19 protein-coding genes and 1 pseudogene are annotated in these 24,976 nt (G+C 56.6%); 10 read left to right on the top strand and 10 right to left on the bottom strand.

Going from position 1 to position 24,976, the window contains the following annotated elements:
* Positions 1 to 242: pseudogene (locus ABYT07_RS07240) on the bottom strand (ABC transporter substrate-binding protein); the annotation flags it as partial.
* A 519-nt stretch (positions 243 to 761) separates the two neighbouring features.
* Between ABYT07_RS07240 and ABYT07_RS07235 the strand changes: the two are divergent.
* On the top strand, positions 762 to 2,231 hold the full coding sequence (locus ABYT07_RS07235) for a M81 family metallopeptidase (protein ID WP_372990446.1): 1,470 nt from the start codon (positions 762 to 764) through the stop codon (positions 2,229 to 2,231).
* Between the two features lie 8 nt (positions 2,232 to 2,239).
* On the opposite strand, the gene ABYT07_RS07230 is transcribed toward ABYT07_RS07235, so the two are convergent.
* Positions 2,240 to 3,781, bottom strand: coding sequence for a sulfatase-like hydrolase/transferase (locus tag ABYT07_RS07230; RefSeq protein ID WP_372990444.1), 1,542 nt, complete (start codon positions 3,779 to 3,781; stop codon positions 2,240 to 2,242).
* 184 nt (positions 3,782 to 3,965) lie between these two features.
* Between ABYT07_RS07230 and ABYT07_RS07225 the strand changes: the two genes are divergently transcribed.
* Genes ABYT07_RS07225 through ABYT07_RS07210 form a run of 4 tightly spaced genes read left to right on the top strand, consistent with a single transcriptional unit; the run spans position 3,966 to position 8,067 of the window.
* Positions 3,966 to 4,766 (top strand): DeoR/GlpR family DNA-binding transcription regulator, encoded by an 801-nt coding sequence (locus ABYT07_RS07225; RefSeq protein ID WP_372990443.1) that lies wholly within the window; start codon positions 3,966 to 3,968, stop codon positions 4,764 to 4,766.
* On the top strand, positions 4,750 to 5,520 hold the full coding sequence (locus tag ABYT07_RS07220) for an inositol monophosphatase family protein (protein ID WP_372990441.1): 771 nt from the start codon (positions 4,750 to 4,752) through the stop codon (positions 5,518 to 5,520). The genes ABYT07_RS07225 and ABYT07_RS07220 overlap by 17 nt, the downstream gene beginning before the upstream one ends.
* Before the next feature lie 2 nt (positions 5,521 to 5,522).
* Positions 5,523 to 7,205, top strand: a complete 1,683-nt coding sequence (locus ABYT07_RS07215) for a Na/Pi cotransporter family protein (RefSeq protein WP_372990439.1) — start codon at positions 5,523 to 5,525, stop codon at positions 7,203 to 7,205.
* Between the two features lie 22 nt (positions 7,206 to 7,227).
* Complete coding sequence (locus tag ABYT07_RS07210) at positions 7,228 to 8,067, top strand: EamA family transporter (protein ID WP_372990437.1); 840 nt, start codon at positions 7,228 to 7,230, stop codon at positions 8,065 to 8,067.
* Between the two features lie 36 nt (positions 8,068 to 8,103).
* Here the strand turns inward: ABYT07_RS07210 and ABYT07_RS07205 are convergent, their stop codons facing one another.
* Positions 8,104 to 9,522 (bottom strand): DUF6880 family protein, encoded by a 1,419-nt coding sequence (locus ABYT07_RS07205; RefSeq protein ID WP_372990436.1) that lies wholly within the window; start codon positions 9,520 to 9,522, stop codon positions 8,104 to 8,106.
* Positions 9,523 to 9,879: 357 nt separating this feature from the next.
* On the opposite strand from ABYT07_RS07205, the gene ABYT07_RS07200 reads away from it, so the two are divergent.
* The 3 genes from ABYT07_RS07200 to ABYT07_RS07190 are packed head-to-tail and all read left to right on the top strand — an operon-like array spanning position 9,880 to position 15,224.
* A complete protein-coding gene (locus ABYT07_RS07200; protein WP_372990434.1) occupies positions 9,880 to 13,149 on the top strand; it encodes a Hint domain-containing protein in 3,270 nt (1,089 codons plus the stop codon).
* Positions 13,150 to 13,202: 53 nt separating this feature from the next.
* Positions 13,203 to 13,994 carry an HAD-IIB family hydrolase gene (locus ABYT07_RS07195; protein WP_372990432.1) on the top strand — a complete coding sequence of 264 codons (792 nt, stop codon included), beginning with the start codon at positions 13,203 to 13,205 and terminating at the stop codon, positions 13,992 to 13,994.
* Positions 13,995 to 14,003: 9 nt separating this feature from the next.
* Entirely contained in the window at positions 14,004 to 15,224 is a 1,221-nt protein-coding gene (locus ABYT07_RS07190; protein ID WP_372990431.1) for a glycosyl transferase, read from the top strand.
* Here the strand turns inward: ABYT07_RS07190 and ABYT07_RS07185 are convergent.
* The 7 genes from ABYT07_RS07185 to ABYT07_RS07155 form a co-directional block, all read right to left on the bottom strand.
* Positions 15,221 to 16,969 carry an alpha-amylase family glycosyl hydrolase gene (locus ABYT07_RS07185; RefSeq protein ID WP_372990430.1) on the bottom strand — a complete coding sequence of 583 codons (1,749 nt, stop codon included), beginning with the start codon at positions 16,967 to 16,969 and terminating at the stop codon, positions 15,221 to 15,223. The two genes, ABYT07_RS07190 and ABYT07_RS07185, sit on opposite strands and share 4 nt — an antisense overlap.
* A 199-nt stretch (positions 16,970 to 17,168) precedes the next feature.
* Positions 17,169 to 18,476 (bottom strand): TRAP transporter large permease subunit, encoded by a 1,308-nt coding sequence (locus tag ABYT07_RS07180; RefSeq protein ID WP_372990429.1) that lies wholly within the window; start codon positions 18,474 to 18,476, stop codon positions 17,169 to 17,171.
* Positions 18,476 to 18,982: a TRAP transporter small permease gene (locus ABYT07_RS07175; protein ID WP_372990428.1), complete on the bottom strand. Its 507-nt coding sequence runs from the start codon at positions 18,980 to 18,982 to the stop codon at positions 18,476 to 18,478. The genes ABYT07_RS07180 and ABYT07_RS07175 overlap by 1 nt, the downstream gene beginning before the upstream one ends.
* 60 nt (positions 18,983 to 19,042) lie before the next feature.
* Positions 19,043 to 20,041, bottom strand: a complete 999-nt coding sequence (gene dctP / locus ABYT07_RS07170; protein WP_372990427.1) for a TRAP transporter substrate-binding protein DctP — start codon at positions 20,039 to 20,041, stop codon at positions 19,043 to 19,045.
* 79 nt (positions 20,042 to 20,120) lie between these two features.
* Positions 20,121 to 20,711 carry a 3-isopropylmalate dehydratase small subunit gene (gene leuD / locus ABYT07_RS07165; RefSeq protein ID WP_372990426.1) on the bottom strand — a complete coding sequence of 197 codons (591 nt, stop codon included), beginning with the start codon at positions 20,709 to 20,711 and terminating at the stop codon, positions 20,121 to 20,123.
* Positions 20,708 to 22,105, bottom strand: coding sequence for a 3-isopropylmalate dehydratase large subunit (gene leuC, locus ABYT07_RS07160; RefSeq protein WP_372990425.1), 1,398 nt, complete (start codon positions 22,103 to 22,105; stop codon positions 20,708 to 20,710). The genes leuD and leuC overlap by 4 nt, the downstream gene beginning before the upstream one ends.
* Positions 22,102 to 22,917, bottom strand: a complete 816-nt coding sequence (locus ABYT07_RS07155) for a GntR family transcriptional regulator (RefSeq protein WP_372990424.1) — start codon at positions 22,915 to 22,917, stop codon at positions 22,102 to 22,104. The genes leuC and ABYT07_RS07155 overlap by 4 nt, the downstream gene beginning before the upstream one ends.
* A 144-nt stretch (positions 22,918 to 23,061) precedes the next feature.
* On the opposite strand from ABYT07_RS07155, the gene ABYT07_RS07150 reads away from it, so the two are divergent.
* Complete coding sequence (locus ABYT07_RS07150) at positions 23,062 to 23,628, top strand: tautomerase family protein (RefSeq protein WP_372990423.1); 567 nt, start codon at positions 23,062 to 23,064, stop codon at positions 23,626 to 23,628.
* Positions 23,625 to 24,976 (top strand): hydantoinase B/oxoprolinase family protein (locus ABYT07_RS07145; protein ID WP_372990422.1); only part of this gene is annotated, 1,352 nt, incomplete at its 3' end. The genes ABYT07_RS07150 and ABYT07_RS07145, both read left to right, overlap by 4 nt.

The raw sequence follows: 24,976 nt of genomic DNA, 5'->3' as shown, positions 1-24,976 counted from the left end.
TCGGCCAAAGCGGGCATTTCAGGGTTGCCGCGAATCCGCCCGTTCAGCGCTGCAATGGTAGGGTTTTCGGACATCCCGAGGGTACAGTTTGCAAGGGTCTGAAATTCCGACAGTTCGTATTGCTGCGGGAACGCCCCGGCATCAACGCCCATCGGATCCGCGATGGTAACAGCCGGGCAGGATGCCATCGCGGCCCCTGACATCGCCATCAGCGCGGCACTGGATAAGAGTATTTTCTTCATAAAGAACTTCCTTGTTGGGTTTTCGCCGTGTGCCGGCAATTATTTTTGGGCTTTATGCCGTTGTTGGTTTTTAAAAAGACTACTCGCAAAACTGAATTTGGCGACAAACGTTAACTAATTGATGGCACTCAAAATGCGCGGTGCCCTCTTTTTATGCACTCGGGCGCTGCCGGTATCGCTGATAGGCTCAACAATGAGCATGCAAAAACGTGACCCTTGGGCAAACGGCCCAGTGATCCCATCAAAGCCGGGATAGATAGCGTAACTGCCGCACGTACCACGGCAATTCTTGTTCCCGAGGGTCGCTGAAAAAGCTGGTTAAGCATAGATAATTTTTCCCCAGACGAGGAAACTTAGGAATAAAGTTCTCAACAAGTCAACAAAATCTGTTTTTTGCATTATCGTTACGACAAGCGCCTTAATGGCGCTTGGGCCCGCATTGCTGGGCAACCGTTCTGAATAAAATCGTTTTGGCTACAGGCAACGCAGCCCGTCAAATACAGCCCAAGGATATCAATCGTGAGTTACAAAGTTCTCAGCGCCGAGGTTATCCACGAGACAAACACCTTTAATATTCACCCCACGACGCTGCAAGAATTTGAAGATCGGTTTTTGTTGGACGGACCGCAGGCGATTGCAGCACGCGGGGATCAAAACACGGAACTGGCAGGGTTGCTGGACGTCGGCCGCGATTATGGTTGGGACATTACCCACACCATTAGCGCAGCAGCAGGCCCGGGCGGCGTTGTGACGCGTGATGCATTCGATACGCTGACTTTGCCGTTGATTACGGCAGCCAAGAGCGACTGGGATGGTATATTCCTGATGCTGCACGGGGCCATGGTTACCGATTTCCACGACGATGGCGAAGCCGAGATTTTGCGCCGTGTCCGTGCTGTCGTAAGCGCTGATATGCCCATTGCCGTCACGCTGGACCCGCATGCGAATGTCACTCAAGCCATGTGCGATCTGGCGCAGATCCTGATTTCATATACGACCTATCCTCATGTTGATATCCGCGCCACGGGCCGACGCACCGCCGAGGTGTTGCACCGTACCATGTCCGGTGACATCCACCCCGTAACACTGCGCGCCCACCGTCCGATGCTGGAGGAGGCCAATGGCGGCAGAACCGACCTTGGCCCGATGATAGAACGACACGCCCTTGCGCGGGCGTTCGAGGCACGAAAAGGTGTCTATGCAATCAGTATCAACGGCGCCTTTCCCTGTGCCGATATTGCCGACGTCGGACCAACGGTCCTGATCACTTGCGACGGCGACACGCGGCCACATCGCCAAATTGCCGAAACGCTTGCCGATGATATCTGGGCCAACCGTCACGACGCATTGAACACCTATCTTAGCAGTGTCGAGGCCGCCGACATCGCAAAGACATGGGCCGTCGGCGCAGGGCCTTTGGTCATTGCTGATTACGCCGACAATCCGGGGGCAGGGGCCTATGGGGACGGCACAAATCTTTTGGCGGCGTTGATCGACGCGGGGGTACAGAACGCCTGCTTTGGTCCAATGATTGACCCAGACGCCGCTGCATTTTTGAATAACCAGACGATAGGGGCAAAAGTGACTCTTGATATCGGCGGGGCCACCGCACCGGATATCGGCGGCGGGCCGTTGCGCGTCACGGGGACAGTCAAATGGACAGGCGATGGCCGCGTCGTTGGCAGCGGCCCGATGATGCAGGGGCTGACGCGTGACTTCGGCGCGACCGCTGTTCTTGATGTTGACGGTATCGAAATCTTGATCGTCACGCTTCCGCATCAGATGCTGGATCTGAATCAGTTTGAAACCTTCGGAATTGATCCAGCGCTGAAATCTGTCGTCGCATTAAAGTCCATGCAGCATTTTCGCGCCGCTTTCACCCCCATCGCGGGGCGTATTATCGTTTGCGACAGCGGAGCGCTGTGCACGCTCGACTACGGGTCGCTGGGGTATAAAAATGTCCGACGCCCGATGTTTCCCTTGGATTAGGCTACGCCTTACCGTGCCATGCGCCGCGGCTTTTGGCGCGGGCCATCGTCCGTAATCGAATACAGCGACAATGTGTGGTCCATATTCTTCATCCGGTGTCGCAGCATCAAGCGGGTAAGCCTGTTCAGATCGGCCTGATACTCTGGTGCGCTGGCGACATTCAACGCTTCGCCCGCCGCGTTATGATCATACAGGATCGGCGGCAGGTCCGCGGCGAATTCAACAAGCGTGAACTGCCCCTCGCGCAGGATCGAAAGCGATGAATCGCTGGGACCGGTGCCAAGTTCCTGTTCCCAAATCGTCGGTGCCTCTGGTTCGGAAAAGTCGAATTCCGAGAAGGAGTATTTGCGCCAGTCCTGCGGCACCTCGCCTTGCAGCAAAGGCAGCAACGACATGCCGTCCATCGAATTGGGGATTTCCTGACCGACCCAGTCAAGGATCGTTGGCGTGATATCAATCGTCTCGACGGGTTCCATCACGACGGACCCTGCACGCGCGCCATTTCCCGGCTGCCGAATGATCAGCGGCGTATGATAGGCGGCATCATGGACCGTAAACTTGCCCCAACTGTGCCGGTCGCCCAACATTTCACCGTGATCCGCCGTGACCACGATCAAGGTATCTTCGTATTGGCCGGTCTTTTTCAAGAAATCAATCACGCGGCCAATATGCAAATCAACCTCGGTGATCAGACCGAAATACAGCGCGCGCAGGGTTTGGGTGTTCTCGTCCGTTGCCTCAAGATCTGGAAAACCTGCGACATTCCCCGCCAGAGTTTTGCTGGCCAACGTCGGGCCAAAAAACGGGTGATTTGCGATCTCGTCGGCGGGGTCATCAAGGCGGGTCGGCATCGGGATCTGCGCGGGATCATACATGCTGTTGAAAGGCGCAGGGGCCACCAACGGGGGATGCGGCCGGATGTACGTCAGATGGGCGAACCAATCGGTGCCCTTGTAGGACGGCATCGTCGCCAGAAACCGGTCCGTCAGAAATGCTGTGTCGCTGTCTTCGGCGCGGTACAGCGCAGGGTCGTTGATCTTTGGCGCATCCCCCGTGGGGGAAACAGGATGATAAACGCTTGAATAGCTTTCAAACTCATAACCTTGGTCCATCAGATGCGACCGCCACGGGTATGACATTTCAAACCGCATTTCGACGACTTCCTGAAAGCCGTTCATATGATGTTCATAGGTCCGCACCGCCGGGTCGTTTTCATGATAGGCGCGCGGGTCTTGTGATGTGTCGGTATAGCCAAACAGCATCGGTGTATAACCCGATTTACGCATTTCAGTTGCGATATTGGGGGTGTCATGACGCAGCGGCGTGCCGTTGCGCACTGACCGGTGGTTCATCGAATATTGCCCGGTCAACAGCGACGCGCGGGACGGGCCGCAAGGGTTCACCACAGAATAGTGCCGCTGAAACGTGACGGCATCGGCCATCAAGGCGCGCAGATTGGGCAGGTCTATGTGGTCAGCCAAATCGCCGAAAACGCAATCCGCCCTAAGCTGGTCTGTCACAATAAACAGAACGTTCTTGGGGCTGCTCATGACACGAATCCTTTTCAATCAATGGGTTTGAATAACGCTTAAAATGCGCCGTCTGAAAAGAGAGTTCTCGGCCTCAAGGGACAAAAAGCAACCGACATCAAGCAAATACTCCGAAATTTACTTGTATATCCGGTCAAATATGTGGAGGTTTGTGGAAAATATGTGGATATTCGAGCCGACAATTATGGAAAAGACCGCAAAACACTCCCATCGCGAACTTGAGCTTCTTGATGCGCTGCACCGCTTGGGCGGGTCTGCGCGCAGTGCCGAACTGGCGAAAACCCTAGATGTATCAGAGGAAACCGTACGCCGGACGATCAAGGCGCTGTCAAAATCCGGCGTCTTGGAACGGATGTATGGTGGTGCCTATTTGACCGGCCCCCGCGAGGCCCCCAGTTTCGTGCGCCGCATTGCCAAGCATTCAAAAGAGAAACGCGCCATTGCAACGACGGTTGCCCAACAGGTGCGCGACGGGATGAGCCTGTTTCTAGATGTGGGGTCAACCACCGCTTTTGTCGCCGAAAAGTTACGTGATCACTTTCGACTGACGATCGCCACGAATTCCATTGGCGTTGCACAGGTTCTGGCCAACCATAATGGCAATCACGTGCATTTGCTGGGCGGCGAAATGCAGACTGACGAACGGGGCACCTTTGGGTTTGTGACTGAACAGCAGTGTCGCAGGTATGCCTTTGATCTGGCAATCCTCAGCACCGATGCCTTGCAGGCGCGCCACGGATTTTTGAACCTGAACGCCGCCGAGGCGAATTTGGCAGGGGTTGTCGCCGATTGCGCCGAACGGGTGCTGGTGGCGCTGGATCATCATAAATTCAACCAGACCGCCCCGCATTCCGGACTGAAACCACGCGCTGTGGATATGATCGTCACCGATCAACAACCAGACCCAGAACTCGCGCAGGCGATATCGAACTGGGGCATTGAAATGCGCCTTGCAACCGGAGGCAACGATGCAGCCCAAAACTAACGCCGACCATGCCCTCACGATTGCCCGATTTGCAGCCAAAGCAGCCATGGGATATTTCCGCGGGCCTTTGGGGACCCAGTTCAAGGATGACGCCAGCCCGGTCACCCAAGCGGACAGGGGCGTTGAAACGCTGGTGCGGGACTATTTGACGCAGCATTTTCCAGACCACGGCATCTTTGGCGAAGAACACGGGATTGAAGGTGCGGGCAACCGCGAGATGTGGATCATCGACCCCATCGACGGAACCCGATCATTTCTGTCTGGTCATCCTCTTTTCGGGTTCCTGCTGGGGCATCTGATCGATGGCATTCCGCAGATCGGGGTGATCGGGATGCCCGCGCTGGACGAAATATTCTTGGGCGTCAAAGGCGAAGGTGCTGCGTTGAATGGTGCGCCAATCCGCTACTCGACCCAGACGGACCTTGATCAGGCGATCTTGTACATCAACGAGGGTGAAAAGATCTATGCCGCACATCCGCAAATCTTTGCAGCGCTCACGCAGGCCGGACAAACCCGCCGGTTTTCTTATGATTGCTATCCACATGCTTTGCTCGCGGCGGGCCATGTGGATGCGGTCGTGGATTATGATCTACAACCCTATGATTACTTGCCCCTGATGGTCGTGATCCAAGAAGCCGGCGGCATCATCACCGACTGGGAGGGCAAGCCCCTGACACTGGATTCGGACGGAAAAGTGCTGTCTGCGGCGACGCCCCAAATACACGCACAGCTGTTGGCGATGGTCGGGCGCTAGACGTGGTAATTGTCAAATTTCTAATCAGTATCGCCGGTGCAACCATGCTGTTGCTATTTGCCGTGGGCCTTGTACGCACCGGGATTGAACGCAGCTATGGCGCGTCTTTCCAACGTGTCATGACGGGCCAGCGCGGTCCTTTGCAATCAAGTCTTGTGGGGATGATACTGGCGCTTGTGCTGCAAAGTTCGGCTGCTGTTGCCGTTTTAACAGCGGGTTTTGCGGCAAGCGGTTTGCTAGCCTTCAGCACCGGGCTGGCGATTGTTCTGGGCGGTGATTTGGGATCGGCCCTGATCGTTCAAGTGCTTTCGGCCGATTTAACATGGCTGGTGCCGGTCCTGCTGGCCGTCGGGGGCTGGCTATACCTGAAAACGGAATCCAAAAAGCTGCGGCAGGCGGGGCGCATCGCCTTGGGCATCGCCTTGATCCTGATTTCGCTGCAGTTCCTGCGTGACGCGATGGAGCCCATCCGCGACAGCGCCTTTCTCCCTGCCGTGTCTGATTACCTTGCGCGCGACTATGTCACCGCCTTTCTGGTGGGCGGCACACTGGCATTTTTGATGCACAGTTCGGTTGCTGCAATTTTGATGTGCGTCACCTTGGTTCAGGTCGGCGCAATCCCGTTTTCCGCAGGCCTGTCACTGGTGTTCGGGGCCAATCTGGGCAGCGCGTTTATCCCGGTTTGGCTGACCCGCGGGATGGATTTACCTGCGCGACGGATCGTATTTGCCAACCTGATGTTACGCGGGGCTTGGGCCGTGATCTGCCTGTTTGCGGTCAACATTGCGTTGGATGTGACTGTGGTCGGGGCAGACTCCAGCAGCCAGATGCTGGTGATTGCGCATGTTGCCTTCAATACGTCCGTCTTGGTGCTGGCGTTACCGTTTTGCAAATGGCTGCAAGCGCCGCTTGAACGGATCTGGCCCGACCCGACACAAAGCCAAGCGTTTCACCTCCCGTCCCGTCCGGAAACCGCGCTTGATCCTGCCAACGTAGGATCGCCCACCCAAGCGGTGGCGTCGCTCAAGCGCGAATTACTGCGCATGACAGAGCTGGTCGAGGCAATGTTCCTCCCCGTTATGGATTTGTACCGTTCTGGTGAAAAGTCGCATATCAAAGCCGTTCAATCCCTGGACCAAGAGGTCAACGCCTGCCTGACCCGGATACGGGCCTTTACGGCTGGCCTTTCCGTCAAGATGATGGACCCCGAAAATGGCCGTGCTGCCCGCGAAATGCTGGAGTATGCCGTACGTCTTGAGACAGCTGGCGATGTCGTCGCCGAACGGCTGACAGTGCTGGCTGGAAAACTGGGCAAAGCGGGCAGCGCGTTTTCCGATGACGGCTGGTCAGAGCTGCAGCATCTGCACGAGAATATCCTCGCCAATATGAAGCTCGCGTCGAATGTCCTGATCTCGGACGATCTGGAAAGCGCGCGTTTGCTGAATATGGAAAAGACCGAGATTAAACGGGCGGAACGTGACAGCAGGAAAAAGCATTTCAGACGTCTGCAGGCAGGCGATCCCAAAAGCTTTGCCACCAGCGATATTCATCTGGAAACCCTGCGCGCCTTCCGCGACTTCAACAGCAATATCGCGGCGGTAGCGACGCCAATCCTTTATGCAAACGGTCAGCTTCTTGAAACGCGGCTGATCGAAGAAATGCCCGACCGCCAGACCACCTCGTAATACCCAACCAAGGCTTGTCGCCATGTCCCTGTCGATCATCGCCATCATCCTTACCGCAGCGCTTTTGCACGCTGTGTGGAATGCGATCGTCAAGACCGCAATCGACCGCACGACAACGTTGGGGCTGGTTGCTTTTGGGCATGTCTTGCCCGGTGCCGTTATGGTCGTGATCCTGCCCCTGCCAAGCGCGGAAAGCTTTGTCTATATCGGGCTGTCGACGGTGGTTCACTTTGGCTATTTCTATTTGCTCGGCCGCGCGTATCAACATGGCGACCTTAGCGTCGTCTATCCTATCGCCCGTGGCATTGTCCCGGCACTTGTGTCGCTATGGGCATGGCTCCTGTTGGGCGAAGTCCTGCCGCCTCCGGTCTGGATCGGCATTGGATTGATTGTCGCTGGCATATTGCTGAGCAGTTGGAAACCACTGCGCAGCGGCGTGGGAAAATCAGCCCTGATCTTGTCCTTGGGGACAGGCTTTTGTATCTCTATCTATTCATTGGTCGACGGGGTCGGCGTGCGTCTGTCGGGTGGCACGCTTGGCTATTGGGCATGGGGTGCCTTTTTGCACCTCTTCATCGCAAGCTTTGCCGGATGGCGGCGCCGCGATACATTGATGCAGCTGCCAATCCGTATTTGGGTCACAGGGATTGCAGGCGGGATGGTGTCGATGACCGCCTATGGCCTTGTGCTGTACGCAAAGAATTTTGCGCCTTTAGGGGCCGTTTCGGCGCTGCGCGAGACATCCGTAATCTTTGCCACTCTGATCGGCTTTTTCATCCTCAAGGAAGGGAACTGGCAGCGCCGTTTGGGGGCTGCTGTTTTGATGGTCTTCGGGGTTGCGGTGATCGGTCTTTATGCCTGAAGAACAAACTGCACCGCCGGTGCACCACTACACACCTTAGGGAATACGCACCCAGAATGACGACTTGTGCCGGTGCACCTCGCGCAGGCGGGCCACATAGGCATCATGGGACAAGAACCGGCCGTAATCCGCAATCTCGGCGTCCGCCGCTGCGCAGTCCATCAAATGATCTGCTGCATGTGCATAGCGGGTTGACCGGCCATCCCAAAGCGCGTGATCAATCATCGACCGCCATACCAAAACCGCAGCAAAGGGATGCCTATTGCGCAATGCCTCGGCGGCGGGGGTCAAAACCTGATAGAGGTCGCCGTTCAATTCGGCAGCGCGGTCTTCGATCAGGCGCGCGGCAAATGGCAAATCGGGCCATTCCAAAAAGAAGCGCAGCGCGGCTGTCATATCATCAAACTGTGCCGCATGGGCTTTGGCGGCATCCTCGAATTCGATATCCTCGAAATCGGGCAGCACCTTCAGATAATCTCGCAGCGCCTGCACATCCAGCGTGTCGCAGAACACTTCCCAACGGTGGCTTTGTGCCTCGGGTACACGGTCCAGCGCCAGCAGGCTGGCGATATAGGCAGCGTCCCATTCGGCATCCCGACCGCCAACATCTGCACCGATCAACACGTCCAGCGCGTCCTGGGGGCGCGCGGCATCGGACAATATTTGCGCAACCTCGGCAGCGATGCGCGGGCGGGTCAAGTCCTGCGCGGAATATTGTGCGATATAGCCGTCAATATCACCCTGCGCGGCTGCAATGTCTTGCAGGCACATTTTCACCAGCCGCGTCTTTTGATCCGCAGCGAAATTCCCACCCGAACTGCGCAGATCACGCAAGAACTGAAGCGCGGCATGGTCTTGCGTATCTTGCGCCGGCGCGCCTTGATGCGTGATCACCAAGGTCTTGAGGTGTTCAAGACCTTCATCCCCCAAAGCAGGGGCCAGCAGACCGATGATCCCGTCAAATTCGCCATACCCATTGTCGCGTACTGCGTCCCACACGCGCACCGCCAAATTCTGCGGCTCTAGCCCGGCCTTTGGTGCGATTTGCGAAAATTCGGTCAAAGCCGCGCGAAACACATCACCCACGTCGCCCCTGCTGTCATCAACACGCTCGTAAACGGACGGGGCGATCTCAATGAACTGCCACAACAATTCAAACGCCTCAGCGGGGGCTTCGGGGGCGATCTTGCCGGTGATCATTTCGGCTTGGGTCGTCAGATCCTTGACCAATGTCTTACGCTTGCGCCACCCGACAAAGCTGGTCGACCTGCGGATCGACACCAAGCGCTTGCGCACGTCGCGTGCCAGCTCTTCCGGGCCAAGGTTGTGGCTTAGCTCAAGCCGCAACCGGCGTTTGATATCGGCGCTACCGGCACTGACCTCGATCAGCAGATCGGCAAGGCGGTCGGCACCAAGGGCTGCCAAATTGGCTTGGTTCAGGGTTTTCTTTGACATGGGTTATGTCTCGCACCTGTTCTGCCCAATGAAAAGACCGCCGATGCCCAAGGCCTGCCCTCACCTGTCGGTCTTTGACGCGGACAACGTCAATTCTATTGTTTCGGATTCTCGCAAAGCCCCTCCGCCACAATGTTTTTGTTTCTTGCCCCATTCTTACCGCATTCGACCAATAATTAAGGTTAACGAAAGCTCAAGGTAGGGAAACGCCCAAGCTTTCCAGAGGACGAAGTCGGCATCAGTTCGGCGCGCCTTGAGGGTAACGAGTTGAGGGTAAGCAGATGGTAGATTTTACAACACTTCGGGAAATCGCAGGATCGGACCGCGTTCTGACAACTTCGGGAAAGGAGCATTCGAATGGCTGATCGTTTTAACGTTTTCTATCTCGGGAATGTCCCTTCGATCGACCCGACCGAAGGGAATTCAATCACTGAAAACGCAGCTTCGCTGCAAACCCAAAGCTTTGGATCCTCTACCGACCCACTTTACAATAACATCCAATCGATGTCGCCGGGCTCTGACGGTTATGGCAACTCGTCAACCGGTGCATATAACTCAAACAACAACGCGTTTGGCGGGCCGGATAACTTCAGAATTAACGATGGCGCGGACCAAACATTCGATGCGATCGCGACCTATAACGCAACGATCACCTATGCAAATGGTATGCCTCCGCAAACCATCGTTGCGATTGTGTTTCAAGACACCAATGGCAATCTCTATCTCGCGCCCGCCTCTTCGGCCAACCCAAACACCCCCTATCAGGCTGCGCTTGAGGCAAGCCCGATCCAATCCATAACCTTCGGCTCACCGGTTTCCACCAATACCAACATGAGCGGAAGTCGTGTCGATACCGACTATGTTCAGCCCGACGGCTGGTTTGACGGGTCTGCCGGTGCCGACGTATTGAATTCTGGCAGTTTCGATAGCGAAGCGGACCAAGTCAGCAATTCTGCGAATGCCATTGATGCCGCGGGCGGAAACGATACCGTCAATGCCGGCGGCGGAAATGATACCGTATTTGGCGGGGCAGGCGATGATGTCTTGAACGGCGGCACTGGCGACGACTTGCTGCGCGGCGATTCTGCGATAGGGAATGAAACAACCTTTTCCTGGGCTGCGCAGGGTATCGGCGACGGGGTCAGTGTCACCTCTGGCGTGACAGGCAACACCGTGTCCGGCGACATTCAGGTCGCAATGACCGTCGCACAAGAAGAGAACTTCCAGTCCGCAACCATGGAAACCGGCGACCCGTTGTATGATTACAATGGTGTCAGCGACACATCATCGATTTCTGTCTTTGGCGGGGCGATAGGTGTCGACCCCAACACCGCAACCGTATCAATCAACTTTTCCGCGCAGAACGCGAATGTTTCGAACGAAGTCACCAAAGTTACGTTCGGGATTTTTGACGTCGACACTGCAAACGGGTTCAACGACGAAATTTTCGTCCGGGCCTATGATGCCAACAACAATCGCGTGGCGGTCAATCTGACAGCTGGCAACAGCACGACCCTTAGCGTGAATGATACAACCGGTCAGGCGCTGTCCACAGGGGCGGGCCTGGGTGCCACGGATTCGATGACCGGCTTTGTCAAAGTCGAAATTGCGGGTCCCGTTGCGCGGATCGAGATTGATTATAACAACCCCAACCCCGGTGACACGACACATGCGATGCGCATCGGTGACCTGACCCTGTCGCCAATCGTTACGAATGCTGCGGGCAACGACACCATCTCGGGCGGCGATGGCAACGACACGATCTTTGGTGAGGCCGGAAACGATTCCCTTGTGGGCGGTGCGGACAATGACAGCATCAGCGGCGGCGCCGGCAACGACACAATCCTTGGTGGCACCGGCAACGACACACTTTCTGGCGGTGACGGTGCTGATCTGTTTGTCATGCAAGACGGGTATGGCGTTGATGTCATCACCGGTGGCGAGGGCGGCACAGACAACGATACGTTGGATTTCAGCGCCCTGACCAGCGCCGTATCGGTAAACTATACAGGGATCGAAGCGGGTTCGATAACCAACGGTGCCAACAGCGTCAGTTTCTCTCAGGTTGAAAACCTGATCCTCAGCAATTTTGCCGAGAACGTCGATGCAAGCCTGTTTGATGTGGCGCTTGATACCGGCGGCGGCAATGATACGATTTCGGTCGGGTCTGGCACCTATTCCATTGATGCGGGCGACGGCAATGACCGGATCATCCGCACAGAGGTCACCAATTCAACCGAAGCCGGGTCGGTCATTGACGGCGGGTCAGGTGTCGACACCTATGTGGCCGGCGGCTCTCTTGGTATCAGCACGATCAACCTTGAGGCCAGCCAGCTTGAATTTCTAGGGGCGAGCCGCGGCAGCCTGCTGAACTTTGAAAATGTCGAACTGGACAATATCGCCGCCTCTGTCGTGGGGAATGATGGTGCCAACGTCATCACGGCGACGGGCGATTTTGACAATCTGTTGTCGGGTGGCGGCGGCGATGACCTGATTAGTGCGGGCGGTGGCAACGACACCATCGACGGAGGCATTGGTAACGACACAATCGATGGCGGCACCGGGAATGACACGCTTGACGGCGGGGCAGGGAATGATCGCCTTACCGGTGGTGCAGGCAATGACGTTTTCGTCTATTCGGGCGGCAATGATGTCATCACCGACTTCAACGCAGGCAACACAGGCACGCTGACTGATGAAGACGCGACCAACAATGATTTCATTGATCTCAGCGACTACTACGGCAAAGTTTTTGATCTGAAAGCTGACTTAGCGGACAACGGCATACTGGATCAATCCAACTTTGCGACTGTTGACTACACTGGCAAAACGCTCTTTTCCGGCGGATCGCTTGAATTTTTGGGGGCAACACCATCAAGCTTTACCGTAGAAAATACCGGCGTCGTGTGCTTTGGTAAAGGCACTGCCATCCGCACCCCGGATGGTGATGTGCTGGTCGAAGACCTGAAGGTCGGCGATCTTGTCACCACGATGGACAACGGACCCCAACCCATCCGCTGGATCAACAGCCGCAGCTACGGACCCAAGCAGATGGCAGCCGCCACGCATATCCATCCTGTTCTAATCAAGCGCGGCCTTTTCGGTGCCGAGCGTGATTTGTGGGTCTCACAGCAGCACGGTATTTTGCTTGGAAGTAACGGCGACCAGTTCGCACGCGCCAAACATCTGGCCGAAAGCACAGAAGGCGTCCGCATTGCCCGTGGCAAGAAATCGGTGACATACATTCATCTGATGTTCGACGCGCATGAGGTTATCTTTGCTGAAAACGTCGCATCAGAAAGTTTCTATCCCGGTCCGATGGCCCTGAAAACCATGACAGCGCAAGACCGCTTTGACTTTGCCAGTGTCTTGCCAGCGCTTGGTCTGGGCACGGTAGAGCGGGAGACCGTGGTCAAAGTCTTTGGCGACACGGCCCGGACATTCATCAAGCGCAAGGACGTGATCAAAGGGACTGGCACCAATGGCTGCCGCGACAAACTGACATGGTCGAGAATGAAAACACCTTCACCCAAAACTCTTTTGGAAAGCGCCAATTTGGCGCAGTCGCAAGCCGCGCAAAAATCGCCAAATCGTCGCAGATTTGGGCAACTGCCGATTGCCTGCTGAAGAATGTCGCTTTCGCTGTTGTAACTCGGGGGGCGAGTTGCGAAAAATAGGGTATGAATTCTACTCCTCCGCTACCGCTTTTGGTTTTTTCCGATCTGGACGGCACGCTGATCGATCACCAAACTTATAGCGCCGCCGCCGCCGACCCCGCGTTGAAGGCGCTTAAATCTTGCGGTGCCGGGCTGGTTATGGCCAGCAGTAAAACCGGACCAGAGATATCCAGAATACGCGATGCGCTTGGCTGGTCTGACTGGCCAGCAATTATTGAAAACGGGGCAGGGGTTTTACCCCCCAAGGATGCAGGGCTGAAGGATAGCGCGCAATACGATCAGCTGCGCGGCCATTTGAACACGGTGCCACAGCACCTGCGCAGCCTGTTTCGCGGCTTTGGCGATATGGACGCAGCCGACGTGGCCAAGACAACCGGACTGCCGGTCGATGCTGCCAGACTTGCGAAAACCCGCGCTTTTTCTGAACCCGGTTTGTGGGACGGCACGGTGGCACAGCGCGCGGCCTTTCTGGATCACCTTGCAGGGCAGGGCGTTACATGCCGCGAGGGAGGCCGGTTTCTGACACTCTCCTTTGGTCAGACCAAGGCTGACAGGATGGCCGAAATGATCGACCAATACCGGCCCGACCACACAATCGCCTTGGGCGACGCGCCAAACGACATCGAGATGCTGGAAACCGCCGATATCGGCGTGATCATCGCCAACCCGCATCGCGCACCTTTGCCCCCGCTCAAGGGCGAAACTGATGGCCGGATAACGCGCACCCGCCTTGCAGGGCCGCAGGGTTGGAACCAGTCAATTCTGGCCCTGCTTGATACCTTACAGCTTACCTAGGAACGATTTATGTCAGATTTTCATCAAAACGGTAACATCGCGACGCTGCACAATCTGCGCACCCGGTCGTTAGAAGAAATGACCTACGAGCTTGAGACCTTTGCCCAGAACCGGAAAATGGCATTGATCCTGCCGTGCCTGTATTCAGAGCTTGAGACCGACGCGATGCCCAACATTCTGGCAGAGCTGTCCAAGGTCACGTATCTGCACCGCATAATCATCGGTCTTGACCGTGCCGACGAGGCGCAATTCCGTCACGCCAAGGAATTTTTCAAAGGCCTGAACCAAAAGCATATTGTGATCTGGAACGACAGCCCCCGGATGCTGGAGCTTGGCGCCCGGCTTGATGCCTTGGGGTTGGCCCCGTCCGAGCAAGGCAAGGGCAAGAATGTCTGGACGGCACTGGGATATTTGATGTCCTGTGAGGACAGTGCGGTGATGGCCCTGCATGATTGCGATATCGTGACCTATACCAACGAACTGCTGGCGCGGCTGATCTATCCCGTGGCCAATCCGAACTTTCCCTATCAGGTCGCCAAAGGCTATTACGCGCGCGTCGGCAGCGACAAGCTGAACGGACGCGTGACGCGCCTTTTGGTCAGCCCGCTTTTGATTGCCCTGAAAAAGGTCGTCGGTGACAGGGACTATATCGAATATCTGCGCAGTTTCCGCTATCCGCTGTCGGGCGAATTTGCCATGCGCACCGGCATTCTGCCTGATCTGCGTATCCCGTCCGATTGGGGTTTGGAAATCGGCGTATTATCCGAGGCGTGGCGCAATCTGGCACCCAAGGCGGTTTGTCAGGTCGAAATTTGCGACAACTACGATCACAAACACCAAGACCTGTCACCAGAAGACGCCACCGCAGGCCTAAGCCGGATGTCGACCGACATTTGCAAAGCGATCTTTCGCAAGCTGGCGGCGGATGGCACGATCTTTACCAACAACATCTTCCGCACTCTCAAGGCGACCTATTACCGGACCGCGCTGGATCTGCTTGAGGCATATCATGCGGATGCCGTCATGAACGGGCTGACCATCGACAGGCACAAAGAAGAACAAGCGATCGAACTTTTTGCCGAAAACATCATGCGCGCCGGTAATTTCTTTATCGAGAACCCGCACGAAACGCCGTTTATTCCGACATGGAACCGCGTCCATTCGGCTGATCCGGATTTTCTGGCTGACCTGCACGCCGCCGCTGCGGCAGACGAGGCTGAATTCGTCTAGGACCGGTTGGTGATCCAACGGCACTGATACGGCGCAAGGGTGACCGTTTCGGCACTTGCCAAGATCGTTTCGCCCGACAGCAGATCAACCCAGTTTTCGTCTTCGATCATGTTGACCGAATTTGTCGGCACAGTAATTTCTTGGTCGCTGACATTGTGCAACGCAAAGATTGACTGACGCCGGTCAATGCTTTGACGCCACACGCCAAACACGCGCGGGTCTTCTAGATTGACGGTAAATTGCGTGGCGTTCGGATGAAACGCTATCTGCGCACCGCGCAGTTTCAACCGCCCGGTCAGCGCCTCAAGTACCCGCGCTTGATCCGTGGCGGGATCGGCCAACAGCGCTTGCAACGTAGGATAATCCCAGCGGTGCCGGTTGATCGCGCGGTTCATGCCACGAAATTCGACCTGCGCGTGGTCATTGGGCGTCGCCAGCAGCGAATGAATGTAAAATGCGGGTATCCCCTCAAGCGACATGACGATGGTTTGCGAACAAATAAAGCGGTCGAAATGGTGGGCATCTTCGCCCTTGAAGGTGCTTTTCATGGCCTCAAAAAAGGTGATGTTCAGCTCGTAGGGGGATTGCCCCCCGTCGGGCAGCGCCCGCATCGACACCAGCCCACCGGCCTTACGCACCGTGTCGATCACCTTGTCTTTTTCTGCCTCCGGCAGCACCCCTTCGGCGGGTCGCATCCCGATCCCGTCATGGCTGGCGGTGAAATTCAGATAGGCGCACCCCATCGGTGCCGGGGGCATCGCGCGTTGCCACTTGTGCAGATACGTCGCCGACCCCGACATCATCGCATGCAGGATCAACGGCGGCAGAGGGAAGTTATAGATCGCATGCGCTTGGTCACCCGCGCCAAAATAGCTTAGATTTTCAGCTTTGGGCACATTGGTTTCCGTCAGCAGAATGATCTTTTCAGACGCGTAATCGCACAGCAGCCGCATCAACTTGATCACAGCATGAGTCTGGGGCAGGTGGATCGACGGGCTGCCCGCCACCTTCCACAAAAAAGCCACAGCATCGAGCCGGATAATCTTAACGCCGTTATCCACGTGCAACCGGATAATGCGCAAGAACTCAAGCAGCACCTCCGGATTGCGGAAATCCAGATCAATCTGGTCGTGGCTGAAAGTACACCAAACATGACGCGGACCATTCGGTGTATCGACCTCTTGCAACAAGGGCGTCGTGCGGGGCCTTACAACCATGCTCAGATCATCGTCGGGCGAGGCTTCGAAAAAGAATTTATCATAGGGTGCTTGGCCTTGGCGGTAAGCGTTGAACCAGTTGCCCTGGCTCGACACATGGTTCAGCACCAGATCCGACATCAATGTGAAATCACTCGCAATCCGGTTGATATCGGGCCAATCCCCCAATTGCGGGTTCACCGCCCGAAAGTCAGAAACGGCAAAGCCATCGTCGGATGTATAAGGAAAGAAGGGCAGAATATGGACCGAGTTTATCGCGCCCTTAAGGTGCCGGAGTAAAAAATCATGCAGCAAATCCAGTGGCTTGTAGGCCCCGTCAATGATCGAGTTTCCATAGCTGATAATCAGCGCGTCGCGCTGCGACCAAAGCGCGTTGCCCGGCACACGCCCGCGTTTGCGCCGTGGCATTTCATCTGGCCAGAATGCGTCGATAATGTGGCTTGTCAGAATGTCTGGATCAAGCTCCGGATAGACCTGTTGCACAAGCTGCGCAATCTTGACGCTGATCGAGGGGGATTTCTCTGCCATGAAAGCACTGCCTGTATAATTTTTCGATCAGATTGGACCAACCATACAAAAAAGCAAAGGTCTTCAACAGCATCGCACGTTGCCTGCGCCTCAACACGGGCACGTCATTGCCTAAGGATTGTGCAGATTAATTAACATAACTATCATTACAAGAAACTTATTGCCACGCCCAACCTGAGCGTGGCATGCGTTGGCTGCCCTACATTCCGGGCAGCCAAAGTGCGAGTTGCGGGAACAGGATCAGCAATGCCACCAACAGCATGGAACAGCCCATGTACGGGAAGGCGGACAGGTATATTTCGCGCATGGTGGTGTCTTTGGGCGCGACCCCCTTCATCACGAATAACAGCAATCCAAAGGGCGGCGTCGTAAAGCTGATCTCGAGCGCCAAAAGGATGATCAGGCCGAACCAGATCGGATCAAACCCAAGGCTGGCTGCCAAGGGAAAGAAGATTGGCACGGTCAGTAACATCATCGAGATTTGTTCCATGAACATCCCCAACAGCAAGAGGACACCGAACATCACCAAAAGCATCGCGACCGGGGCCAGATCAAACGATGTCGCCCAACGGATCAACCCCGATGACGCCCCCGAGAACGCCAGCAACTGGCTGAACGTCGCAGAGCCGAACACGATCAGATAGGCCATCAACGTCACACGCAACGCCCCTATGACGGATTTCTTTATCGACTCCCACGTTAGGCATCGAAACAAAACCGCCAAGATCAACACACCAAGCGCACCGAATGCTGCCGCCTCGGATGGGGTGATCAAACCGCCGACCATGCCAATCACGATCAATACCATGACCGACAGCATCGGCATCACGTCGCCAAACAGCAGGCGCATCTTTTGGCCCAAGCTTAGCGTTTCGACGTCATAGGCCGGTGCCGCAGACGGATCGATCTTGGTCTGGATGTAAATTGTCGCAATATAAAAGCTGGCAAGGATCAGGCCGGGAATGATCCCCGCGATCAGCAGTGCGCCAACGTCGATCCGCGCCAGCGTCGCCAGTAGAACAGCCAAAGCCGACGGCGGGATGATGATCGCCAAACCGCCTGTGCCAAGGATCGGGCCGATGGACATGTGCTTTTTATATCCGCGTGTTGTCATCTCGGGCACCATCAAACTGCCCAGCAAGGCGGTTGAGCCCATGGATGACCCAGACAAAGTCGAAAACGCGGTGCCCCCCAGAACCGTCACATAAGACAGACGCCCCGGCAGTTTGCCCAACAACCGGTCAATTGCGTTGAACATCCGCGCGCCCAAACCGGTGTGGAAAAAGATTTCGCCCATCAGCAAGAACAGCGGGATCGGGACAAGCGCATAATTCGTCAGCCCGCCAAATCCGTTGTTCAGCAACAAGGTGATGCCCTTTGCACCGCCCATAAAGAACCACGCACCAACGATATTGGCCGCCAAAAACGCCAATGCAACCGGCATGCCAATCGCCATCAAAACAAGGATCGACCCCAGCAATAGGGCCAGCGATTCAAACCATTCCATTATTCGTGTATCCCTGCTTCGCCGGAATGCATCAGGTCATCACCAAAAACAAAACGGGAAAATTCAATTGCCATCAGGCCAAAGCTGACCGGAAAGGCGATGGTGAGTATCCATTTAGGAAAGTAGTAGGCGCGCACATCCAGATCGTTGCGCGCGATATTGCCAAGGAACAGTTCCGCCCCTTTCCATGCAAGGATCAGCGACACCAGAACGCAAAGCGCTGCCACCAGACGGCTGACGACCCGCCGCACACGCGTGGGCAGCGCCGCCGTGACCAGTTCAATGTGAACATGCCCCTTTTCGCGCACCAGCCACGGCGCGCCCAGCATGGTCATGTACAGAATTGCATATTCGGACGAGGTGAAAAGCCACGCAAACGGCTGTAATCCGCTGTTGCGCATCACCACCGACATGATGACGGAAATCATCAGCCAGACCAGCATGATGCCCGCAATTCCAGCCATGGCATACAGGAACCCCCTATATAGCTTGCCGACCGTTTCCATATGCTGCCCCTCGTTCAAAAAAATACGGCGCGCCAGAAATCCGGCACGCCGCGTTGGTTTTTACTTCTTGTAGAAAAGCTCGATCAGCTTGTCATAGTTGCCATCACCTTGGGGGCTTTCGGCCATCAGGCCCTTCATGCGGTCCCATGTGTTCTGGGTCGCAGCTGCCAGATAGGCTTCGGCGGCATCGCCTTCCAACGTGATAACCTCCATGCCTGCTTCTTCCAGCTTGGCGAAATCTTCATCACGCACGGCACCCAGTTTGGCAGAGCTTTCGGCCTCGTGCGCGATGGCGACATCTTGCAAGATCGTACGGGATTCCTCGGACAGGGAATTCCACTTTTCAAGGTTCACAATCGTGCCAAGGTCGGTCGAGAAAAAGCACGGCTCGATCCGGTAGTTCAGGAACTCGTTCCATTTCAGATCGATCAGGCCGATCTGTGTCCAACCCGTCGCGTCCACCACGCCACGTTCAAGCGCGGAATAAACTTCGGTGGTGGGCAGATCGATAACCTGCGCGCCAAGGTAGTCGGTGAAAAACGCATTATAGACCGCATTGCCGCGCAGTTTCAGGCCCGACACATCAAGGTTGCCGTCAGCGTCCAGAGTAGGTTCGTTGCGGGTCCACAGGTTGTAGCAAACACCGGAATCGAACCAGCCCAGATATTTGACGCCCATCTTCTCTTGGTGAATCTGGTCAATCAGTTCGATCCCGCCGTTGGCGCGCACTTCGGCCCCGGTCATGTTCGATGTGACCAACGCATCTTTTTCAGGCAATGCACCGGCATAGAAACTGCCCGGCGTATAGACCATGTCGACCACGCCAGACCGCACAGCGTCAGGCTGCTGGAACATGCCGATGGCCTCTGGCCCGCCGCGCACTTCGATCTGGATCACGCCCTCGCCAGCGGCATTCACCTTGTCCACGAACTCAAGGAAAGACTTGGTATAGATCAGCGATTCAGGAAAGGCGTGAACGGCTGTAATCGTATCTTGCGCAAAGGCTGCCGATGTCAGCGCCGTTGTGGCAAGGATGCTGCCAAAAATCGTATGTTTCATAGTGTCGTACTCCCGTTGATGGGGTGCTTTTTGCTCCCCGTTTTATTTTGACCCTCGCCCCTTTTGGGCAAAGGCCCCCTTACGTCGCAGGCAAAGCCCACGGATGCGCCGCAAAGCGTGCTGCGCGAAACTTGGTAATCTGATCATTGTGCTGGGTGGTCAGGTCGATATCGTCCCAACCATTCACCAGTTTTTGCTGCCAGACCGGATCCAGATCGAAAGACACCGTTTGGCCGCCGATCTTTGCGGTACCGCTGGACAGATCGACAATGGCAGGCGCGTCGTCTTGGCCAAGGGCTTCGATCAAGGCTTCGATCTCGTCCTCACTCAGACGTGCGGGCAGCAAGCCGTTATTCACCGCGTTGCTGGCAAAGATGTCGCCAAAACTGGGGGCAAACACCGCCTTGATCCCGAAATCGACCAACGCATAGACCGCCGCCTCGCGGCTGGAACCGCTGCCGAAATTGCGCCGTGTGACCAGAACATCGGCGTGGCTGTACCTGTTCAGCACATGATCTGCCTGATCCTGCCGCACATCATGCAGCAAAAACGGTCCATAGCCATCGCTGCGCGGTGCCGACATGAACCGCGCGGGGATCAATTGATCCGTGTCGACGTTCGCCTGTGGCAAGGCGACGGCGCGCCCTTCAATCTTGGTCCAACCGCTCATGTCCGTCCCTCCAGCAAGGGGCGCACATCGGCGAGATGGCCCGTGACTGCCGCTGCGGCGACCATGGCCGGGCTCATCAGATGGGTGCGTGCACCACGGCCCTGACGGCCCTTAAAGTTCCGGTTGGTCGACGACGCACAGCGCTTGCCCGCATCAACGCGGTCGCCATTCATCCCGACGCACATTGAACATCCTGAATCGGCCCATTCCAGACCCGCTTCGGTAAATATCTGCGCCAACCCTTCGGCCTCGGCTTGCGCCTTGACCAAGGTCGATCCGGGCGACACCAGTCCCGGCACTTTGGACTTGCGCCCTGCCAATACCTTGGCCGCAAGCCGCAAATCTTCGATCCGGCCATTGGTACAGGATCCGATGAATACCTGATCAACGGCAATGCTTTGCAACGGCATGCCCGCATGCAGGCCCATGTAGTCCAACGCTGCGACCACCTGTTCCCGCTTGGCACCGGACAGTGTTGACGGGTCAGGCACATGTGCTGTGATTGGCAAGGCATCCTCTGGCGATGTACCCCATGTCAGCGTGGGTGCGATGTCGGCTGCATCAATTGCAACCTCGCGGTCAAAACTGGCATTCTGATCCGTCTTCAGCTCTTGCCAATCGGCAACAGCTTTATCCCAATCCGCCCCTTTGGGCGCGAAATTGCGGCCCTTGATGTAATCGAACGTCACCTGATCGGGTGCGATCAACCCCAGACGTGCCCCGCCTTCGATGCTCAGGTTGCACAGCGTCAGGCGCCCTTCCATGGTCAGCGCCTCAACAGCCGACCCTGCATATTCAATCGCATGGCCGCGTGCGCCATCTGCACCCAATTGTGCGATCCAGTGCAAGGCAAGGTCCTTGGCAGAGACACCTGCCCCCAAGGTGCCGTTTACGGTGATCCGCATGGTTTGGGGGCGCTTTTGCCATATCGTCTGCGTTGCCAGAATATGCGCAACCTCGGTCGCCCCCACACCAAACGCCAGCGCCCCAAAGGCCCCGTGGGTCGACGTATGGCTATCGCCACAGTTGATCAGCAAACCCGGCAAGGTTAGACCCTGTTCCGGCCCGATGACGTGAACAATCCCCTGCCCCGGATCGCGCAGATCAAACAAGCGCACCCCATGCGCCCTTGCATTGCGTCCAAGCGTATCAATCATACGCAGAATATCAGCGGCAACTTCGCCCGCGCGGGTGGGCGCGTAGTGATCCACAACGCCAAACGTCAGATCGGGCGCGGCAACCGTCATGCCGCGACTGTCAAGCTTGGCAAAAGCGTGGTGCGACCCCTCGTGGACCAAATGCCGGTCCACCCAAAGTAATGATGTGCCATCCTCGCGCTGCATGACCTCATGCGCGGCCCAAAGCTTGGCGAACAGGGTCTGTGGCGCGGTCATTCAGCGGCCTCTTTGCGGGCGGGGTTAATCACTGGCTCCCAGTGGCGGGCCTTGCCATCGCCCACACGGGTCAATGCCATCTCAAGCTTGAACATATCGGGTCGGTACAGCGCCGACAGGTATTCGACACCGCGCCCTTCGGCGTCTTTCACAACACGGTCCAGCGACAACAAAGGCGCACCAACGCTAACACCTAACACCTCGGCCACATCGGGGGATGCAAGCGTCGCACTGACTGTCTGATGTGCGGCATCCACCTTGACGCCCGACCGCTCAAGCAAACGGAACAGCGGCGTCGTCGCCAGCTCGGCTTCGGTATAGTTCTGCGCGATTTCCTCTGGCACCCATGTGGTCAGGTGGGAAAACGGTTCCCCCTCAACCAAACGCAAACGCACGGCAGCTTGAACGCGGGTCTGACCCTCCAGCCCCAACGCCGCTGCAACGCCACCGGGAGCCGCGCCATAGCTGAACGACAGCAGGCGCGCAGTCGTGTTCTGCCCCATCTCAACCAGTTGCGGCATCAATGAATTAAAATCTGCCGCCATCGACGGGTAAACCTTTGGCGCACAAACCGTTGTTCCGGACCCCGCGCGCCGTTCAATCAGGCCATCACCCTCTAGCGCGTCAAGCGCGCGGCGCACCGTAACCCGCGAAACATCCAGCGTTACGGCCAGCTTCTGTTCGCCCGGCAGTACGGCACCAGCGGCATAAACCCCGCGCATAATTTCCTCGTGCAGGTGCAAATACACGCGCCGCGCCTTGCCCCCTTCGGGAAGCCCCCTGCCCTTCAGAGATGTAATACCTTGCGCCATCGTGACCCCTTCAATTCCTTCCAACCCTAGCGGCTGATTTTTCAAACGCAAGAAATCTATCTACCAAAAGACAAAATATTTGACCTATGCATATGAATTAATCTGTATTACAAAAAATACAGCTTGTGAAAATAAGGAGCCCCCATGCCAGTCATCGAACTGCACGTGATGCAAGGGTATAGTGACACCGAAAAATCCCGCCTCTGCGAGGCTTTGACCCATGCTGTGCGCATCGTGGTCCCCGCCCCACCCGAGGCCGTGACCGTGATGATCCATGATCTTGCGCCGGCAGGCTATATGCGCGGCGGCATGCACCGCACGCCTGCCCCCGCCCTACCCGACCCCGTTACGGTCGTCCGTGATTACCTGACCGCGATGGAAGCCCGCGAGATCGACAAGGCCAGCGATATGCTGGGGGCCGGCTTTACCATGACTTTCCCCGGCACCGCCCCCATGACGCAATTGCAGCAGCTGATCGACTGGGCCAAGCCGCGCTATAAATACGTCACCAAAACCTATTCCGGCTTTGAGGCGCTGCAAACACCGGGTGACGCTACCGTCGTATATTGTCGCGGAACGCTGTCGGGCGAATGGCCGGACGGCACCGCATTCGACGGCATCCGATTTATCGACCGGTTCGAGGTCACAGATGGCCATCTAACCCGCCAAGATGTCTGGAACGACATTGCTGAAACAAGGGCTAACCAATGACCGATACTATTGACCCGATCACGCTTGCCGTTTTGGCCGGGCGGATGGAACAGATTGCAGACGAAATGGACGCGACCCTGTTTCGCGCGGCTTTCAATCCCATCATCGCCGAGGCGCACGATGCGTCGCATGGTCTGTATCATGCGCTGTCTGGCGACACGCTGGTACAGGGAAAATCCGGTTTGCCGATCTTTGTCGGGGTGATGTCGTTTGCCGTTAAGGCCGTGATCGACAAAGCTGCCGAAAATGGTGATCTGGAAGACGGAGATATCTATATCTTCAACGACGCCCATCTTGGCGGTACGCATCTTAGCGATATGCGCCTTGTTAGACCCTATTTCCATGACGGAAAGCTGTTTTGCTATCTCGCCTCGGTAGGGCATTGGCATGATGTGGGCGGCGCTGTGCCCGGCAACTATAACCCTGCCGCCACGGATGCGTTTCAGGAGGCCTTCGTGCTGCCCCCGGTCCGTTTGGCCAAGGCTGGTACAATCCAGACCGACATCATCGACATCCTGATGCGTAACACCCGCTTGCCGCAGTCTGCACAGGGCGATCTGAACGGTCAACTTGGCGCGCTGGACCTTGGGGTAAAGCGTCTGGACGAACTGCTGACAGAATACGGCGCTGAAACGGTACGCGCCGCGCTGGATGCGCTTGGCAACCGGGCCGAAGTGCTGATGCGGTCCGAATTGACCGACCTGCCCGATGGCCGTTGGGAGGCAGAGGATTTTCTGGATAACGATGGCATCACCGACGTACCGTTGAAGATTAAAGTCGCGCTCGAGATCAAGGGCGACACCATGACGCTTGATTTTGCCGGCACGGCAGATCGCTGCGCCGGTCCCGTCAATATCGCGCTGCCCACGGCCGTTGCCACGGCATATGTCGCGATCAAGCACATCTTTCCCGGCCTGCCCGCCAACGCCGGTGTCATGCGCCCGATTGATGTTAAGATTCCTGAGGGGTCATTGCTGTCGGCCCCCTTCCCTGCCCCCGTTGGCGGCTATACAGAGACTATTTTACGCATGATCGACGTGATCTTTGCCGCCGCGTCGCAAGCAGCGCCTGACCGCGTGGTAGCCAACGCTTATGGCACGATCAACGCGCTTTCCATCTCGGGGAAACGCGCGAACGGACAGCCTTGGGTGATGTTCAGCTTTTATGGCGGCGGTCATGGCGGGTCGATTGAAACTGACGGCCTGAACCACGGCAACGCACCTATTTCCACTGCTACCATCCCCCCGATGGAGATCCTTGAGGCCGCCTATCCTGTAATGTTCAAACAATGGGCCTTGCGACCTGACAGTGCTGGTGCCGGTATGCACCGTGGCGGTATGGGCGCGAC

It is taken from the genome of Sulfitobacter sp., assembly GCF_041552635.1.
GTDB lineage: Bacteria > Pseudomonadota > Alphaproteobacteria > Rhodobacterales > Rhodobacteraceae > Sulfitobacter.
This window is presented reverse-complemented; position numbering and strand designations above follow the sequence as displayed.

What these genes read in the sequence shown, in the direction of transcription:
- ABYT07_RS07230 (WP_372990444.1), bottom strand. Translation starts at nt 3,781, where the DNA reads ATGAGCAGCCCCAAGAACGTTCTGTTTATTGTGACAGACCAGCTTAGG.
- ABYT07_RS07225 (WP_372990443.1), top strand. Translation starts at nt 3,966, where the DNA reads ATGGAAAAGACCGCAAAACACTCCCATCGCGAACTTGAGCTTCTTGAT.
- ABYT07_RS07220 (WP_372990441.1), top strand. Translation starts at nt 4,750, where the DNA reads ATGCAGCCCAAAACTAACGCCGACCATGCCCTCACGATTGCCCGATTT.
- ABYT07_RS07210 (WP_372990437.1), top strand. Translation starts at nt 7,228, where the DNA reads ATGTCCCTGTCGATCATCGCCATCATCCTTACCGCAGCGCTTTTGCAC.
- ABYT07_RS07205 (WP_372990436.1), bottom strand. Translation starts at nt 9,522, where the DNA reads ATGTCAAAGAAAACCCTGAACCAAGCCAATTTGGCAGCCCTTGGTGCC.
- ABYT07_RS07200 (WP_372990434.1), top strand. Translation starts at nt 9,880, where the DNA reads ATGGCTGATCGTTTTAACGTTTTCTATCTCGGGAATGTCCCTTCGATC.
- ABYT07_RS07195 (WP_372990432.1), top strand. Translation starts at nt 13,203, where the DNA reads ATGAATTCTACTCCTCCGCTACCGCTTTTGGTTTTTTCCGATCTGGAC.
- ABYT07_RS07190 (WP_372990431.1), top strand. Translation starts at nt 14,004, where the DNA reads ATGTCAGATTTTCATCAAAACGGTAACATCGCGACGCTGCACAATCTG.
- ABYT07_RS07185 (WP_372990430.1), bottom strand. Translation starts at nt 16,969, where the DNA reads ATGGCAGAGAAATCCCCCTCGATCAGCGTCAAGATTGCGCAGCTTGTG.
- ABYT07_RS07180 (WP_372990429.1), bottom strand. Translation starts at nt 18,476, where the DNA reads ATGGAATGGTTTGAATCGCTGGCCCTATTGCTGGGGTCGATCCTTGTT.
- ABYT07_RS07175 (WP_372990428.1), bottom strand. Translation starts at nt 18,982, where the DNA reads ATGGAAACGGTCGGCAAGCTATATAGGGGGTTCCTGTATGCCATGGCT.
- dctP (WP_372990427.1), bottom strand. Translation starts at nt 20,041, where the DNA reads ATGAAACATACGATTTTTGGCAGCATCCTTGCCACAACGGCGCTGACA.
- leuD (WP_372990426.1), bottom strand. Translation starts at nt 20,711, where the DNA reads ATGAGCGGTTGGACCAAGATTGAAGGGCGCGCCGTCGCCTTGCCACAG.
- leuC (WP_372990425.1), bottom strand. Translation starts at nt 22,105, where the DNA reads ATGACCGCGCCACAGACCCTGTTCGCCAAGCTTTGGGCCGCGCATGAG.
- ABYT07_RS07155 (WP_372990424.1), bottom strand. Translation starts at nt 22,917, where the DNA reads ATGGCGCAAGGTATTACATCTCTGAAGGGCAGGGGGCTTCCCGAAGGG.
- ABYT07_RS07150 (WP_372990423.1), top strand. Translation starts at nt 23,062, where the DNA reads ATGCCAGTCATCGAACTGCACGTGATGCAAGGGTATAGTGACACCGAA.